General features: G+C 38.4%; 18 protein-coding genes and 1 pseudogene. 1 reads left to right on the forward strand and 18 read right to left on the reverse strand.

Annotated elements, in window-relative coordinates; translation table 11 throughout:
• Nucleotides 1–69: 69 nt before the first annotated feature.
• The 10 genes from dprA to PCY16_RS06285 form a co-directional block, all read right to left on the reverse strand.
• Complete coding sequence (gene dprA / locus PCY16_RS06240) at nucleotides 70–909, reverse strand: DNA-processing protein DprA (protein WP_195413589.1); 840 nt, start codon at nucleotides 907–909, stop codon at nucleotides 70–72.
• Between the two features lie 68 nt (nucleotides 910–977).
• The gene (locus PCY16_RS06245) at nucleotides 978–1,898 is read right to left on the reverse strand and encodes an ROK family protein (protein WP_195413588.1); all 921 of its coding nucleotides are present in this window, start codon (nucleotides 1,896–1,898) and stop codon (nucleotides 978–980) included.
• Between the two features lie 10 nt (nucleotides 1,899–1,908).
• Nucleotides 1,909–2,676, reverse strand: a complete 768-nt coding sequence (locus PCY16_RS06250) for a ribonuclease HII (protein WP_195413587.1) — start codon at nucleotides 2,674–2,676, stop codon at nucleotides 1,909–1,911.
• On the reverse strand, nucleotides 2,663–3,517 hold the full coding sequence (gene ylqF / locus PCY16_RS06255; RefSeq protein WP_195413586.1) for a ribosome biogenesis GTPase YlqF: 855 nt from the start codon (nucleotides 3,515–3,517) through the stop codon (nucleotides 2,663–2,665). The genes PCY16_RS06250 and ylqF overlap by 14 nt, the downstream gene beginning before the upstream one ends.
• Before the next feature lie 128 nt (nucleotides 3,518–3,645).
• Nucleotides 3,646–4,335, reverse strand: a complete 690-nt coding sequence (locus PCY16_RS06260; protein WP_002891070.1) for an XRE family transcriptional regulator — start codon at nucleotides 4,333–4,335, stop codon at nucleotides 3,646–3,648.
• 94 nt (nucleotides 4,336–4,429) lie between these two features.
• On the reverse strand, nucleotides 4,430–4,945 hold the full coding sequence (locus tag PCY16_RS06265) for a transcription repressor NadR (protein ID WP_008534751.1): 516 nt from the start codon (nucleotides 4,943–4,945) through the stop codon (nucleotides 4,430–4,432).
• Nucleotides 4,946–4,967: 22 nt separating this feature from the next.
• Nucleotides 4,968–5,495, reverse strand: a complete 528-nt coding sequence (locus PCY16_RS06270) for an ECF transporter S component (RefSeq protein ID WP_008534752.1) — start codon at nucleotides 5,493–5,495, stop codon at nucleotides 4,968–4,970.
• A 111-nt stretch (nucleotides 5,496–5,606) separates the two neighbouring features.
• Nucleotides 5,607–7,169 carry a signal recognition particle protein gene (gene ffh, locus PCY16_RS06275; protein ID WP_155211959.1) on the reverse strand — a complete coding sequence of 521 codons (1,563 nt, stop codon included), beginning with the start codon at nucleotides 7,167–7,169 and terminating at the stop codon, nucleotides 5,607–5,609.
• Nucleotides 7,170–7,201: 32 nt separating this feature from the next.
• Nucleotides 7,202–7,534: a putative DNA-binding protein gene (locus PCY16_RS06280; RefSeq protein ID WP_002883908.1), complete on the reverse strand. Its 333-nt coding sequence runs from the start codon at nucleotides 7,532–7,534 to the stop codon at nucleotides 7,202–7,204.
• Between the two features lie 65 nt (nucleotides 7,535–7,599).
• On the reverse strand, nucleotides 7,600–8,298 hold the full coding sequence (locus PCY16_RS06285; RefSeq protein ID WP_008534754.1) for a GntR family transcriptional regulator: 699 nt from the start codon (nucleotides 8,296–8,298) through the stop codon (nucleotides 7,600–7,602).
• A 168-nt stretch (nucleotides 8,299–8,466) separates the two neighbouring features.
• On the opposite strand from PCY16_RS06285, the gene guaA reads away from it, so the two are divergent.
• A complete protein-coding gene (guaA, locus tag PCY16_RS06290; RefSeq protein WP_155211961.1) occupies nucleotides 8,467–10,029 on the forward strand; it encodes a glutamine-hydrolyzing GMP synthase in 1,563 nt (520 codons plus the stop codon).
• Between the two features lie 290 nt (nucleotides 10,030–10,319).
• On the opposite strand, the gene PCY16_RS06295 is transcribed toward guaA, so the two are convergent.
• The 8 genes and pseudogenes from PCY16_RS06295 to PCY16_RS06330 form a co-directional block, all read right to left on the reverse strand.
• Nucleotides 10,320–10,904: a GNAT family N-acetyltransferase gene (locus PCY16_RS06295; RefSeq protein ID WP_073685480.1), complete on the reverse strand. Its 585-nt coding sequence runs from the start codon at nucleotides 10,902–10,904 to the stop codon at nucleotides 10,320–10,322.
• Nucleotides 10,905–11,185: 281 nt separating this feature from the next.
• Nucleotides 11,186–12,206, reverse strand: a pseudogene (adhP, locus tag PCY16_RS06300) (alcohol dehydrogenase AdhP).
• Between the two features lie 160 nt (nucleotides 12,207–12,366).
• Nucleotides 12,367–12,648 (reverse strand): DUF5960 family protein, encoded by a 282-nt coding sequence (locus PCY16_RS06305; protein ID WP_064524325.1) that lies wholly within the window; start codon nucleotides 12,646–12,648, stop codon nucleotides 12,367–12,369.
• Nucleotides 12,626–13,003 (reverse strand): hypothetical protein, encoded by a 378-nt coding sequence (locus PCY16_RS06310; RefSeq protein ID WP_145516824.1) that lies wholly within the window; start codon nucleotides 13,001–13,003, stop codon nucleotides 12,626–12,628. The genes PCY16_RS06305 and PCY16_RS06310 overlap by 23 nt, the downstream gene beginning before the upstream one ends.
• Nucleotides 13,000–14,415: a Y-family DNA polymerase gene (locus PCY16_RS06315; RefSeq protein WP_145516823.1), complete on the reverse strand. Its 1,416-nt coding sequence runs from the start codon at nucleotides 14,413–14,415 to the stop codon at nucleotides 13,000–13,002. The genes PCY16_RS06310 and PCY16_RS06315 overlap by 4 nt, the downstream gene beginning before the upstream one ends.
• Nucleotides 14,416–14,528: 113 nt before the next feature.
• A complete protein-coding gene (locus PCY16_RS06320; RefSeq protein WP_145516822.1) occupies nucleotides 14,529–15,380 on the reverse strand; it encodes an amino acid ABC transporter substrate-binding protein in 852 nt (283 codons plus the stop codon).
• Between the two features lie 12 nt (nucleotides 15,381–15,392).
• A complete protein-coding gene (locus PCY16_RS06325; RefSeq protein WP_087009873.1) occupies nucleotides 15,393–16,022 on the reverse strand; it encodes an amino acid ABC transporter ATP-binding protein in 630 nt (209 codons plus the stop codon).
• Nucleotides 16,023–16,030: 8 nt separating this feature from the next.
• Entirely contained in the window at nucleotides 16,031–16,672 is a 642-nt protein-coding gene (locus PCY16_RS06330; RefSeq protein WP_014634576.1) for an amino acid ABC transporter permease, read from the reverse strand.
• Nucleotides 16,673–16,699: the final 27 nt, after the last annotated feature.

Raw genomic sequence — 16,699 nt, forward strand, 5'->3', positions numbered from 1 at the left:
CTAACATGATACCGTCCTTTTCTTTAACTGTCAATAAAAAACTTTTTCCCTATAGGAGAAGTTTGATTTTTAAGAAAACTCTGAAAGGATGTCAAACCCTGTCGTAATGCACTTCGCACCCTCTTGAATCAAGTGATGACATCCATCCGATTTTCCGTCTAAAATATTTCCAGGTATGGCGAAAACATCTCTTCCTTCTTCCATGGCACGCTCACAAGTAATCAGACTTCCCGAGCGAAGCTTAGCTTCAACCACCATAACCCCTTGACACAATCCAGAAATTATCCGATTGCGTTCAGGGAAATGGTATTTAAGTGGCTGTTCACCCGGTCCATATTCTGAAAGAACTAAATGATTTTTGGATATATAGTACTGCAAAGCTTTATTTTCTTTTGGATAATAAACATCAAGTCCTGTCCCGATAACTGCAATGGTCTTACCTTTATTTTTCAAGGCCTCCATATGAGCACAAGTATCAATCCCACGCGCCAAACCACTCACAATAGCAAAGTGATTCCCAAGTTCACTAACAATTTTTCGAACAGACTGTTTGCCTATTTCGGAGCACTTTCTTGCCCCAACAACAGCTAGCTTTGGTTTACGTAACAAACCAATATTCCCTTGATAAAAGAGGAGGACAGGTGGATTATAGCTATGCTTCAGCTCAATGGGATACTCCTTATCAAAAATTGATAAGGTCGGAAAACGTTGAAAATCTTCCTTAAGCTGCTTAATATCTAAATTCTTGTATTTTTCCATAAAGAGAACTGCATTTTTAGACTTAGATACCACTGCCATATCACGTAAGCTAAGTTTTTTATCTTGATTTTTTTGATAGTCTAAAATATTAAGAATATTTAAATTTGTCAATCCAGCTGCTTTTAGTTTAAAAAGTTCAAAGTTATTCATGTAACTACCTCCATTTCATTATTCGCAAGAGAAATAGAAAAAAAGCCCCTTCATGGAACTTTTGTTAATTATAAGGCATTTTCAGAAGTAAAATATGATGCCGCTCCTAAGAGGTTACTGTCGTTATGGAAATGACAAGCTTGAATTGTTATCGGCTCAAAACCTAATTCTGTTTTTTCATTAAATAACTCTTCATAAGCATTAACAATACCTTCTATCAAAGCATTTTGGCTGCTGATGCCTCCACCGATAACAACTCCATCTAACTTGAATAAACTCTGCAAATTAAGAATCAGAACAGCAATTTCATGACAATAGTCTTTAAATAAAAGATTTAGATCTTCCGATTGATTTTCCCCTATAGCTGAGAATACGGCTAGACCATCATCTTGAATCAATCCAAGTAATTGACTGGCTTCATGAACAAAGCCTACTGCAGACCCCTTATTATCGACAAGGCTTACTAAGCCATGCATAAATAATTCCCACTGGAAAGGTAGAGCCGTTTGACTCTTGCTTTGGGTACTTGGAGAACGCAAATATCGGGTAACCGACAGAGGAGTTAACAAATCCCCCTGTGAGATAAGTCCTAAACCAACGCCAGTACCTAAAACCAAGGCAGCACCACAATCCAAATCCTGTAAGCTACCATATCTTGCTTCAGCCAAAGCTGCCGCATCAGCATCATTGATAACCTTTACAGGCAGTTGAAATGTTTTTGACAAGCGTGTCCCAAGAGGAATGGCTGTCAAATAAGGAATAAGACCACCCTTGAAAACAAAACCTCGTTTACTATTAATTTCGCCCGGGCATGCAATGGCAATACCAGAAATAACATTCTTAAATGATGAAATAATACTCTCTAAAGTTATCCAGAAATTATCTAGGGACGATGGTGTCGGCACTTTAGATTGGTTGCTAATTCTAAAATCATTATCAACTAATCCAAATTTGATAAAAGTCCCTCCGATATCAATAGCTAAAATCACACCACTTCACCTACTTTTTTATGATTGACTTTATTGGTTCGAAGCTTCTTCTATGAATTGGTGTAACACCAAATTTATCTATGCCAGACAGATGATTTTTGGTGCCATAGCCTGCATTTTGGTCAAAGGCGTAGCCAGGGAACTCCTGATCATAATCAGCCATCATCTTATCCCGAGTTACCTTTGCTACGATTGAAGCTGCTGCGATAGATAAAGAATTAGCATCCCCTTTTATGATTGATGTTTGTCCTATTGGTAGGTCCAAGCTCATGGCATCAATTAACAAATGTTCTGGTTTGGGACTTAGTTTTTCAATAGCTTCAGCCATAGCAAGCTTGGTTGCTTCATAAATATTGACGTCATCAATCACATGATTATCCTTAATACCAATACCGACAGCCACTGCTTCCTCCATTACCTGCTTATAGATAGCTTCATGTTTAGATTTTGGAATCTTTTTACTGTCATTGAGACCCTTTATTTTGCAAAGCTTTGGTAAGATAACCGCTGCAGCTACAACTGGGCCAGCTAAAGGACCACGTCCAACTTCATCAACACCAGCAATAAGTTCAACTCCCTGAGCATAAAGCGATTTTTCGTAACTGAGCATCATTTCTAAGCGTTCTTCCTCAGCAATCTCAGCCAGGATAGCTTTGCGACGTTGCTTTATGGCAGTCTGTACACCAGATCGACTATCTTCCTCAAAACTTGCCCATCGGTAGTCATCAAGATCTGTCAATGCTGCCAATTGCTCCTTGACTTCTTTAATTGTCGCCATCAGTATCGACCCCAACAATATCAAGTGTGTAACGGCCTAGTTTTCCATCACGAACTTCTTTGACAAATAGATTATAAAAACGGTCATAATCTTCACGGAAGCCAAGTTTTCGAGTCATTTCCATAATGATTTCTGGTGCCTCTTCTTCAAGGTCAATCCCTTTGAAGCGTTCCTCTAAACGTTCAGGATAGTAAGTTTTAAAATAGTTGAGTCCAAATATCGTCACTTCATCCATTGACAATAGCTGGTCCTTGATGGCACCAGTCAAAGCGAGTTTCAATCCAACCAATTCATCTTCAAACTTAGGCCACAAAATACCTGGAGTATCAAGAATTTCCAAGTCTTTATTAGACTTCAACCACTGTTGACCTTTTGTAACGCCGGGTTTATTTCCTACAACAGCAATCTTTTTACCAGCTAAGCGGTTCATCAAGGTAGATTTCCCTGCATTTGGAATCCCAATAATCATGGTTCGTAAGGTCTCTTTCTGAATACCGCGTTCACGTAGCCGTTGAATCTTGTCAGCCATAAGACTCTTAGCAGCATCTGTTACCAATTTAACTGTAGATTGTTCCTTGGAATTGATGGCCAAGGTTTTAATCCCTTGACTCTTAAAATAGGTACGCCATTCTTTCGTACGATTACTGTCAGCGAGGTCAGCCTTATTGAGAATTAGAAGCTTTGGTTTATCGCCAACAATTTTGGTCAACATAGGGTTCTGACTCGAAAGTGGCAAACGTGCATCCACTAAAATTGTAACAAAATCAACATGTTTAAGGTTCTCCTGAACCTGTCGACGGGCCTTAGACATGTGGCCTGGAAACCATTGAATAGTAGCCATATATGTTTCTCCTTTTGTATTCTTAGCAAAATATCATTTAAAATCTTTAAAAAAAGCCAAATCATTGGCTTTGCTTTACTTAGTATTATAACAGATTTAATTTGAGATGCCCAATTGATAAAAGTTGCCTACCCCTCAACAGGCATAAAGTTACCAACAATCTTACCAATGATTCGAGGATCTTCGTCATAGGGTGCAAACTTATCACCATAACGTTTATTGAGAGAAACTAAACGAAGGCCCTCTTCCTCACGATAGACCTTTTTGATATAGGTTTGACCATCCCAGTCTACAGCATAAACAGCTCCATCATAATCAAAGCCTGTTTGTTTGATTAGCACTACTTCTCCATTTAGGTAGGTAGGTTCCATAGAGTCTCCAAATACCCATGACGCAAAATCATGATCTAATTCTTCATCATAGAAAACTTCATCGTAATTGCCATCACCAAAGTAAGTATACCCTGTTCCAGCTGACAAACGCTCGAAAACTTTGTAAGAATATAACGGAATAACAGGTGCCTTCTGCTTTTCTGCTTCTTGCTCCTCCAAGAGAGCCTTAGTGAGTCGCAAAGCTTCCTGACGATTTTCCTCATTTAATTCCAAGTACACTTCTACAATCTCATGTTCAGATAGAAAATATGTCTCAGCTACACCAAAAAGTTCAGCCAATACTGATAGATTCTTTTGATTTGGTTTCGTCTTACCATTTTCCCAGTTAAAATAAGAGGAGCGAGAAATTCCTAGATGCTTAGCCACTGCTGCCTGACTCATTCCTTGTGCTTCTCGAATTTCCTTAAGTCGTTGTCCTGAAAACATAGCTACCTCCGTAAGTTAATAAACTAACATAAGTTTATCAAAAAAAGCAGTTAACTTCAAGTGAAACTAACTACTTTTACAATTCTCTTTTGTATTATTCTTTAACTAAAAATCCTAGATGGTTTAGTGCCTCTTCTATATAAGCCATATCCTGTTCACTATCTGCTTCGACAAGATGGTAATGAACACCATTTGTTAAATCAGATAAGGGACGAAAGTCATTTGACGATGATTGATCTAAAAAATGACTAACATCTCGACGACAAGTCAATTTCAACAAAGTCTGAATTTCTCCGTAAACTGGATGATCTATCATGATATTTTGAATACGTCCTCCATTATCAACAATAGCCAAAAGCTCATCTTTCATATCTAACACAGTATGATTCACCTTAAACAGCCTACGTATATAACAATTGTCATCGCTACTTTTATAGATATAGCCCCTATTAGTTGAAATAATCTGGGCACCATCTGCACGTAAGAGGGCAATATCTTGAACAATGATTTGACGTGTCACACCAAAATGCTCCGCCAAACTTTGTCCATTCATTGCTTCTTTAGCTCCCTTTAAGAGTGCCAATAATTCTTCTTTTCGATTTGAAGCCATAGACAAACCCTCCCTCTTTCAACTAGCGTATTTTTCGAATACTTTTGAAAATCGTTAATGCTATTACATAGTCTATCATACTATGGATAATAGTGCCAAAACCAACTAAAACAAAAAGAACATAGAACAGTTTTTGGAAATCCTCACCAGTTACAGAATAAAAAATCACGCAAGCAAGAACTTCACCTAAGGCATGGATAAGTCCTAAAACAAAGTTGAAAAGTAATGATGATTTATGGTTTTCTATCGTTTGTGGAAATTTTTTCAAATAGAGTGCGCCTAAAAAACCAAATATAATATGAGAAAAGGCTCTAAAAACAACCACAATCGGATAGCCCGCCATAAAGTATCCCAAACTAGAAGCTAAGATAACAAAAGCTGCTACCCAGGGCGATATAAACATAGCTAGAAATATTGGAACATGACTCCCCAAAGTATACGAAGCCGGTGGGATGATTAGTTTAATTGGCATAATACTTGGGATAAGGATAGCAATTGCAGTTAATAAAGCTGCAAAGGTCATTTCTTGAATTCTCTTTTTAGGTTTCATTATTTACTCCTTTTACTGTATATACATTAGTATATTACAGTGTATAGTTATATAAGTCAATAATTTTCAGAAAAAAACACTAGAGCAAAGTGCCCTAGCGTTCTAAGTTTCTTATTTACGTTTTTTCTTAGCTTTCTTCATCTTGTTGGCTTGACGCTTCATCGCATGTTTCATGGCAAAGGAACCGACCTTACCTTTAAGACCACCACCAAGCATTTGACTAAGGTCCATATCACCAAGGTCTGGCATACCTGCGCCACCCATCATGCCTTCAAGAGCAGACATGTCCATATTACCCATATCAGGCATATTGGGCATGTTTTTTGGAAGATTATTTGGGTTAAGACCCATTTGACGCATCATTTGCTCCATATCACCAGACATAACACCTTGCATCATTTGTTTGGCTTGGTTGAAGTCTTTAATAAACTTGTTTACTTCAATAAAGGTATTCCCTGAACCATTTGCAATACGGCGACGACGACTTGGTGTCAAAAGATCTGGATTTTCACGCTCTTCTGGTGTCATTGATGATACAATGGCACGCTTGCGTGCAATCTGTTTCTCGTCTACTTTAACATTAGCCAAGGCTGGATTGTTAGCCATACCTGGCAACATCTTAAGCAAATCCTCCATAGGACCCATATTTTGCACTTGGTCTAATTGGTCGATGAAGTCATTGAAGTCAAAGGTGTTTTCACGCATCTTTTCAGCCAACTCAAGAGATTTTTTCTCGTCGTACTCTTGAGAAGCTTTTTCAATAAGGGTAAGAAGGTCACCCATACCTAAGATACGGCTTGACATACGGTCTGGGTGGAAAGTCTCAATATCTGTGATTTTCTCACCAGTACCTGTGAATTTAATTGGCTTACCAGTAATCTCACGAATAGAAAGAGCCGCACCACCACGTGTGTCACCGTCAATTTTAGTAAGAACGACACCTGTGATATCTAGTTGTTCATTGAACTCCTTGGCAACGTTAGCAGCTTCCTGACCAATCATGCTATCTACAACCAAGAGAATTTCGTTTGGATGAGCAAAATCTTTAATATCATGCAATTCTTGCATGAGAGTCTCGTCAATCTGCAAACGACCAGCCGTATCAATCAAGACATAGTCATTCTTATTGGCACGCGCTTGTTCCAAACCATTTTTGACAATCTCAACCGCCGGTGTCTCTGTACCCATATCAAAAACAGGAACATTGATTTGTTGTCCCAAAGTCTTCAACTGGTCAATGGCTGCAGGACGATAGATATCCGCCGCAATCATCATTGGACGGGCTTCTTGTTCTTTAATCAGCTTATTAGCCAATTTACCAGCAAAGGTTGTTTTACCAGCCCCTTGGAGACCAACCATCATTATGATAGTTGGAATCTTTGGAGATTTCTCAATTTCAGATGTTTCAGACCCAAGAATATCTGTCAATTCTTCATTAACAATCTTGATGATTTGTTGCGAAGCATCAAGAGTATCAATGATTTCGTGACCTACAGCACGTTCACGAACACGTTTAATGAATGTCTTAACAACTGGTAGGGCTACGTCTGCTTCAAGAAGTGCCAAACGAATCTCTTTAGTGACTTCTTGAACTTCTTTCTCTGAAAGTTTTCCTTTACGTCTTAAATTTTTGAAAACGCCTTGCAAGCGTTCCGTTAAGCTTTCAAAAGCCATATGTCATTTCCTCTCTTACTTTCTGCTTGGGTCTAATCTCTATTATCGATACTGCTGAGCACAGCAATTTGTTCCTGAAGATAGCTATCGTCTGGGTATTTTTCCATGATATCATCAAATATTTGGCTACGAACAATGTAATCTGAATACATATGTAGTTTCATCTCGTAAGCTTCTAAAATCTTCTCAGTACGCTTGATGTTATCATATACAGCCTGACGACTCACACCAAATTCCTCGGCAATTTCTGCCAAACTATAATCATCCGCATAATATAGCTCAATATAGTTCATCTGCTTATCTGTTAACAAGGCTGCATAGAACTCAAACAAGGCATTCATGCGATTGGTTTTTTCAATTTCCATAAGCTCCATTTTACCATAAAATCATGGTGTTAGCACGATTCTTGTGCAGAAAAAAGCCGTGACTGTTAATTGTTCTCCAAATAAAATTCAAAACGGTCGCCAACATAGTAACTTCGTACATATTCGAAAGCCTGCCCGTCTTGGAGGAAGGAAATCTGTGTCAAACTCAAGAGAGCATCACCAATCTTAACCTTTAGGTGCTTGGCTAGACTACTATTGGCCAAACTGGCTGATATGGTCTGCTGACTTTTCCCTATTTCATAGCCATTATCAGTTAAGGTTTTGAAGAAGTGTTCGGTAATTTCTGATTCCTTAAAACCTCGGATAATTTTCTCAGGGATACTAGCAATCTCATAGGCAACTGGAATGTCATCGGCAAAGCGAACACGTTCCATACGAATGACATAGGACTGCGGTAAAACACCTAAATTCTTGATTTCAAACTCATTTGGATGTACACGTTGATAAGAAATAAGCTCACTAGATGGTTTCTTGCCTTGGGATTTGACAATCTCCGTAAAACTCGTAGTTCCACGCATCTTTTCCTTAACTCGACTACTAGCCACAAAAGTTCCACTGCCTGGTTTACGCTCTAAAATCCCCTCGTCTACTAAAAGTGTTATGGCCTGACGCACAGTCATCCGACTCACATCAAAAGTCTCGCAAAGATCTCGCTCGCTAGGGAGACGTTGCCCGATTTTCCAAGTGCCATCATCAACATCTTCCTTAATCTTATCATGTATGCGAATGTACGCTGGTAACATCTAATACCCCCTTCTGTACCCCTATTTTACAAAAAAAGTAACAGAATTGTAAAGATGAGTATGATACTTACAGTTTCTCGTATAAATCTAGGTGCTAAGTCCATAAATTTGTGATACAATGATTGCATAAGAAAGAGTCCATGTGTGACGTAAAAAGAAAGGGTAATAATGACTGACATTTCTACTTTGAATGATGTGCAGAAAATCATTGTTCTAGACTATGGTAGCCAATACAATCAGCTGATTGCACGTCGTATTCGTGAATTTGGTGTTTTCTCTGAATTGAAGAGCCATAAAATTACCGCTGATGAAGTCCGTGCCATCAATCCTATCGGTATCGTACTTTCTGGTGGTCCTAACTCTGTTTATGCCGAAGATGCATTTGGTATTGACGAAGAAATTTTCGAGCTAGGTATCCCAATTCTTGGTATCTGTTACGGAATGCAACTTTTGACCCACAAACTCGGTGGTAAAGTTGTTCCAGCTGGTGAAGCAGGTAACCGTGAGTATGGCCAATCAACACTTCGCCTTCGTGCCCAATCACAGCTCTTTGCTGAAACTCCTGAAGAACAAGTCGTTCTAATGAGCCACGGTGATGCTGTTACAGAAATTCCAGAAGGTTTCCATCTTGTTGGTGACTCAGTGGATTGCCCATTCGCTGCGATGGAAGATACCGAGAAAAACTTCTATGGTATCCAATTCCACCCAGAAGTTCGTCACTCTGTATATGGTAACGACATTTTGAAAAACTTTGCTTTTGGTATCTGTGGTGCCAAAGGTGACTGGTCAATGGCTAACTTCGTAGATATGCAAATTGCACAAATCCGTGAAACAGTTGGTGACCGTAAAGTCCTTCTTGGACTCTCAGGTGGGGTTGACTCATCTGTTGTTGGTGTCCTTTTGCAAAAAGCTATCGGTGATCAATTGACATGTATCTTCGTTGACCACGGTCTTCTCCGTAAAGGTGAAGGTGACCAAGTTATGGAGATGCTTGGAGGTAAATTTGGCCTCAACATTATCCGTGTTGATGCTTCTAAACGCTTCCTAGACCTCTTGGCTGGTGTTGATGATCCTGAGAAAAAACGTAAAATCATTGGTAACGAGTTTGTTTACGTCTTTGATGACGAAGCAAGCAAACTTAAAGGTGTAGACTTCCTAGCTCAAGGAACGCTCTATACTGATATTATTGAATCAGGTACTGAGACAGCTCAAACAATCAAATCTCACCACAACGTTGGTGGTCTTCCAGAAGACATGCAATTTGAATTGATTGAACCACTTAATACCCTCTTTAAAGACGAAGTTCGTGCCCTTGGTACTGAAATGGGAATGCCTGATGAAGTCGTTTGGCGTCAACCTTTCCCAGGACCAGGACTTGCCATCCGCGTTATGGGTGAAATCACTGAAGAGAAACTTGAAACCGTTCGTGAGTCTGATGCTATCCTTCGTGAAGAAATTGCCAAAGCTGGTCTTGATCGTGATGTATGGCAATACTTCACTGTTAACACAGGCGTTCGTTCTGTCGGTGTTATGGGTGATGGCCGTACTTACGACTACACTATCGCTATCCGTGCTATCACTTCAATCGACGGTATGACAGCTGACTTTGCGAAACTTCCATGGGAAGTTCTTCAAAAGATTTCTGTTCGAATCGTTAACGAAGTTGACCACGTTAACCGTATTGTCTACGATATTACAAGTAAACCACCTGCAACTGTAGAGTGGGAATAAAATATAAACCTAATTTAAAGTGACTCGATTGATTTAACAGCATTTTAAATTGTTTTTAAACGCTAAAATCAAATTACTTATATTTGGTTCCCCACCAAATACCCCACCAGAATTTCTTTCTGGTGGGGATTTTTTTATATCTTAATTACAAAAATAGAGCAATAAGCAATGATATGGGGTCAGAAGAATTTTTCCTCTTCTGATGTTCAATACTAACTCTTACATCACACCTAGATAATGGGGTAAAATCAAAACTCTCTGATAGTTATTTATTTGTAAAAAAATTCACTTTAATCATTTGCTATATTGCTTTCATTGACATTTAGCCCATAAATTTCAAAATCATGATAGGATCCATTATAAAACTCGAATTGGGAAATTTTGCTTTCCTTTTTAAAACCTAAACTGATTGGTATAAACTTACTTTTAACATTATCAACATCTATATAAATCAAAAGCTTATCAATTTTAAATTTGGATGGAATGATTTTTATTAATTCTTTTAATCCCTGCTTTACAAAACCTTGATTTTCATATTTTTCTGATATCCAATATCCAATTTCAGCTTGATGTTTTTGTAAATCAATATTATGTATATCTATCATCCCTACTGGTTTCTGATTGACGCAAATTGTTAACATAAATAACTCATTATGCTCCATTTTTTCACGTGCATACTTTATAAACGCTCTTTCATTTTCAATACTTTTCATCTCATCCACCCAAGGAAGCCACTTAGCAAGACGTTCTCGTTCAGTAGAAACAGTCTCATATAACCCTTCACTATGGCTATCGGATATATAAAAAAGTTGGCATCGTTTCCCACGTGATTTAAACTCTATGAATAGTTCCGAGTCCAAGTTGGTAGAATCCATTTCATACTCCTTGTTATAAATGATAATATTCTTTAACTCTTTATTTACGAAATCATTATATAACTTTTTTACTACTTTTCATATGAATTAAATTTTGTCTATCTTTTTAAGGTCAGAGCCTATTACAACAACAAACGATTTAAGGTAAAACAAAAGGACTTAGTCCTATACAGTAGAAAACTAAATCCTTCACTAAATTATTTGTCTAACTTTCTGGTATCAGTACAAGTTTACATCACTCGAGTCTCCACATAGTCAGGATAGCATAGATAGATGCTTTCTTACTTAGTGAAATCAAGTACTTTACGTCCTTGAATTTCACCTTTTTTCCATTTGATCAAATACTTCCACCGCTGTATCAACAGGAACAGTTTCAACAACCGGTACTACCAATCCTTGTGCACCAAAGTCGAAGGCTTCTTCCAAGTCTTTACGTGTACCTACAAGAGATCCAACAACACGGATACCATCTAGAACTGTTTTGACAATTGAGAGCTCCATATATTCAGATGGGAGACCAACCGCAACGACTGTTCCACCAGCACGTACACTATCGATAGCCTGATTGAAAGCAACCTTAGAAACAGCGGTTACAACAGCACTGTGTGTACCACCAGTTTTTTCTTGGATATAGCCTGCTACATCTTCAACTTCTTTACCGTTCACCACTAAATCAGCACCAGATTCTTTAGCCAAATCAAGTTTATCTTGGTTGATATCAACAGCCACTACTCGTGCATTGAAAACTTTCTTAGCATATTGAATAGCCAAGTTACCTAGTCCTCCGGCACCATAAATAGCTACCCATTGACCAGGTTCAACTTTAGCTTCTTTAATAGCTTTATATGTTGTAACTCCCGCACAGGTAATAGATGAAGCTTGAGCAGGATTAAGTCCTTCTGGAACTTTCACAGCATAGTCAGCGGTAACCAAAGCATAGTCACTCATACCACCATCAACACTATAACCAGCATTTTTTACAGAACGACAGAGTGTTTCACGACCAGTTGTACAGTATTCACAATAACCACATCCTTCGAAGAACCAAGCGATTGATACACGGTCACCTTTTTTAAGTGTTTCAACCCCTTCGCCAACTTCTTCGACAATACCAATACCTTCGTGGCCCAGTATACGACCTGGTACTTGACCAAAGTCTCCATGAGATACGTGAAGGTCAGTATGACAAACGCCACAGTACTCAACTTTAACCAAAGCTTGGCCATGACCTACTACTGCTGGTTTTTCATGATCAACAACTTCAACACCTGTGCTTGCTTGATTAACAACAACTGCTCTCATCTTAATTACCTCCATATGATAACTTTTAACACCTTCATTATAGCACTTACAGAGACAATGTCAACGCTTACATAAAAGTTTTCTTAGCTTGCGAAAACTTCTTGAAAAGTCTCTATACAAATTCGATAAGTACTATTTTTTCTGCTGATATAGCTATGCTTCAATCATTTCCAAGATACCTATACTGTCTCACGAGTGTCTTGGAATCCAGTAGGCTGACTTCAAAATGAAAATAATGATTGCGTCCATCTCTAGCATTCTCTTTATTGAGTAGAAAATAATTCTTTTGACTGATAGCCATCTCCCTTATAATATCATCCGTCAAAAAGGTTAAGGGAATATCCATAGCAGAATAGCGATAAAAGTCTTCTTCAAATTTTAAATAGCTATCAGAAAAATAATCAATTTGAAGTTTATCATCATAAATTTTTCTCTTTCTCATCTATGTTTTCAACCCCCAAACTAATTTCTAATATATCCTTTGTTAGAATACATTTATGTCGCTTGCAAGATTTTATAGTAACTTGATTAAAATCCAAGTCAACCACATAGCCACTACATCTACAGCGCCTACCTTGATACTTTATCTGGAAATTTCCCAATAATTGACCTGAATAAAGCTGGTTTAATAAAGTAAACTTCTCTAAATCATCCGAATGACTCGTAAGATTTTCTTTAGTCTTATCTTCATGTAGGGAACTTGTGTGTTCTGACAAGAAAAAGCCCATCCACTTCATCATTCCCCTATCTTTATGTTCCCTAGCTGATTGAAAGGGAAGGTAACTACGGTCTATCATTTTAAGCCATCTAATCCCCCAGCCGAGTGTCCACCAATAAGCTTACTTCGAGCAAGACTCCTAGATGCCCCCTGTAAAGAAGTCGCTTTTTGAATGGTCGTAAAGCCAAATTCCTGACGAATACTATCTATAGCTGACTGAAGCCTTTCTTCTTTATCAATGTCATCTGGATTATCAAATAAAGAAAGAATTTGAAACCCTTCATCTACAAAATTTGCATAAGAGACACTCACACTTCGAACAGCCCCTCCTTGATATTTCTTCCTAAAGAGTGCAATGACATGTCCTATTAATATCCTTGTGTTATTAGCAGGTTCAATCTTCATCTGTGCTTGTAGCGAACGCTTGCCCTCTAACTTTGAAAATCCAATGCTAATGGAAACTTGACAAGCTTTCTTATGAGCTCGTCTTAACCTAATGGCTACCTGCTCCGCCATCTCTCTTAGAATCAATTCAATATCAGCTTGACGCTCATAGTCTCGTGGTAAGATTTGAGAATTTCCTAAGCCATGTGACTTTGGTTTATAAGGTTTATGAACATTACTCTCATCAATACCGTTAGCATGAAAAAAGAGGTCTAAACCTACAATACCTAACTCCTTTTTAAGAATATCAGGATTGCTATTAGCAAGTTCTCGAATGGAGCAAATTCCCAACTTGTTTAGCCGCTTCTCCATCCGCTTACCAATCCCCCAGAAATCAGTCATATGGGGAATATTCCAAACCTTAGTCTCGACATCTTCATAGGACCAGTTGGCTCTCATAGTAGCCGTATGTTTAGCCTCATTATCAAGAGCTAACTTAGCCAATAGGGGATTGCTGTTAGACATTCCAACTGTCGAGTAAATACCTGTCTCCCTCCAAATATCTCTTTGAATACGCCCTGAAATCATGTCTAACTTATCTTTTCTAGTAACAGTCCTATCGGGAATAAAGTAATTCAGTGACGACGTGAGATCAATGAAACCCTCATCAATGGAATAGGGAAGAATATCTTCAACACTGGCATAATTCTGGAAAATGTGTTGAATCTGGATATTCTTTTTTATATAGAGATCCATTCTAGGAGGAACGATAAAGGTAACCTTGGCCCAAGATTCGATGTAATCTACAAAATCTCTATCCGTTGGAAGTCCCTGCTTTTTGGCATTATAATAATGAAACTTACGAGAATGAATGTCAAAAGGTAAGTCATAAGAACGACTAACATTTGACTTGCCAAAAACTTGCTTAAATATAGGGGAAGAGGCTAGTATCAAACCATTCGCATTTTCAGCCCTACTCATCACACATAGAGAGGTCTTAAGAGGGTGCAGTCCACGTTCAACACACTCCACACTTGCATAGAAAGATTTCATATCTACAAAAGCAATATCACTTTGCGGTTCTCTTGAATAATCAAAATATCCCATGCTTGCCCTTTCGTTAGTTTATAAACTAACACTAGTATAAATTATAACTTCTTATATTTCAAGTATTTTCCATAAAAAAATAACAACATCCCTTCTAGAATGTTGTTATCCTTCTATTTTTTCCCTTTAACTTGGTCTGTGGCAACATCTTCGCCAAACCACTTGTTAGAAATCTTTTGGAATTCTCCTTTTTTATAAAGGGTTCTAAATCCTTGATTGATTTTTTTGATCAGTGTCTTATCTGCTTTACGAGCACCTACAGCAAAGCTTTCACCTTCATAACCAGCAGGCATAACATTATACTGATCCAGAACCCCTGATTTTTCTAAGTAGTAATTAGCATACACACGGTCAATCAATAGACCGTCAATACGTCCACTATCAAGGTCAATCAAGGCTTGAGTAAAGGTCGAATATTGGACTGCTTTTTGGTTGGCAACGATATCCTTCAAAATCTTCGGAGAAGCATTGAAAGCATCATAACCGGAAGACCCTGCTTGGGCACCTAAGGTTTTACCTGACATTCCAGCAACAGAATCAATTCCCGAAGACTTTTTGGTTACCAGTACTTGTTCATTGACCATATAAGGTTCCGTGAAGTCCGCAGACTGCTTACGCTCATCCGTGACCGAATAACCATTCCAAATGAGGTCAATTGTCCCATTCTTCAGTTCTGTTTCTTTCATATCCCAGTCAATAGCCTGCCATTCAACATCGATACCATACAATTTAAAGACTGCAGTTGCAAGATCAATATCAAAACCAACATAGCTACCATCCTTTTCCTCATATCCCATAGGAACAAAGGTCGCATCAAAACCAATTTTGATTTTCTTTTCTTTGGTATAGGTTTGCCACTGATCTTTCTGAGTTGCAAAATGTGAGCGCGAGCTACAAGCTGATAGCGCAAACAAAGGCAAAATGACAAGACAGCCAAGCAAAACTGTTTTTACTATTTTTTTCATGGAAAATCCTCACTATTTTGGATTGATAGTGACAATCTCATCGGCGATGTGCTGTGCAAACTGCATATCGTGAGTGATAACAATTTGCGTAATCCCAGTCTCACGATTCTGCAAAATCAATTTCTCCACTTCTTGACGCAACTCAGGGTCAAGAGCTGATGTTGGTTCATCATAGCCGACAATTTTCGGATCAATCATCATAGCACGCGCAAATGCAACACGTTGTTTTTGTCCCCCAGAAAGAGAGTAAGGATAAGCATTTCCGTGAGCTCCAAGGCCTAAACGGTCAAGCAGAGTTTGAGCTTTTTTCTGAGCATCCTCCTTAGACATTCCCATCGTCTTAATTGGCGAAAGCGTTAGATTGTCTAAGACTGTTAAATGTGGAAACAGTTGGAAATCTTGGAAGACAAAACCGAGCAAATTACGACTTTCCATCTGATCCAAAGGAATCTCTTCATTTTCATAAATAATTTGTCCTGAATCAATGGTTTCAAGTCCTGCTAGCATACGCAAGAGAGTCGTTTTACCACCACCAGATGGTCCAACAATAGCTAAGATTTTTCCCTCTTCGACAGTTAGGTTATAGTTATCAAAAATTTTGTGTTGACCAAATTGCTTGGAAATATTTTTTAATTCTAACATAAGGTCTCCTATTTATAATAGTTGAATTTCTTTTCGATGTTTTTCGAAGCCACAGTCACAACACCCACAAGGATAAGATAAATAGCTCCGGCCACAAACATCGGTGCTAAGGTCGCATCACGGTTCGCAGCGGTACGACTTTCCAAAAGAAGGTCTCCAACCCCAAGAACATAAACCAATGATGAATCCTTAACCAAGTTAATAATCTCGTTAAAGATACTTGGCAAGACAATCTTGACTACCTGAGGAAGGATAATGTAGCGGATGGTTTGGAAAGGACTAAGTTTAAGCATTTTTGCTGCTTCGTATTGTCCTTTCGGAATAGCCAAGATTCCTCCACGGAAAATCTCTGCGAAATAAGCTGCATAATTAAGCGTAAAAGCAAGAATAGCAGCTGGTAGACGATCGAAGACAATCCCAACACTTGGAAGAACGTAATAAACGAAGATCAATTGTAAAAGGAGAGGCGTTCCACGCATAATCCAAACGTAAAGGGTTAATAACCAATTTAAAGGTTTGAATTTAATCTGCATTAAGAAAGCAAGTACAATCCCTAATGGAATCGACAGTACGATAACAATGAAAAATACTTGAAGTGTGACTACCGCACCGTTCAAAAGGGCTGGTAATACTTCCAAAACGTATGACATATAAACTCCTATAATTATTTAGTATTA

It is taken from the genome of Streptococcus sp. SS4 (assembly GCF_030440125.1).
In the GTDB taxonomy this organism is placed as follows: Bacteria; Bacillota; Bacilli; order Lactobacillales; family Streptococcaceae; genus Streptococcus.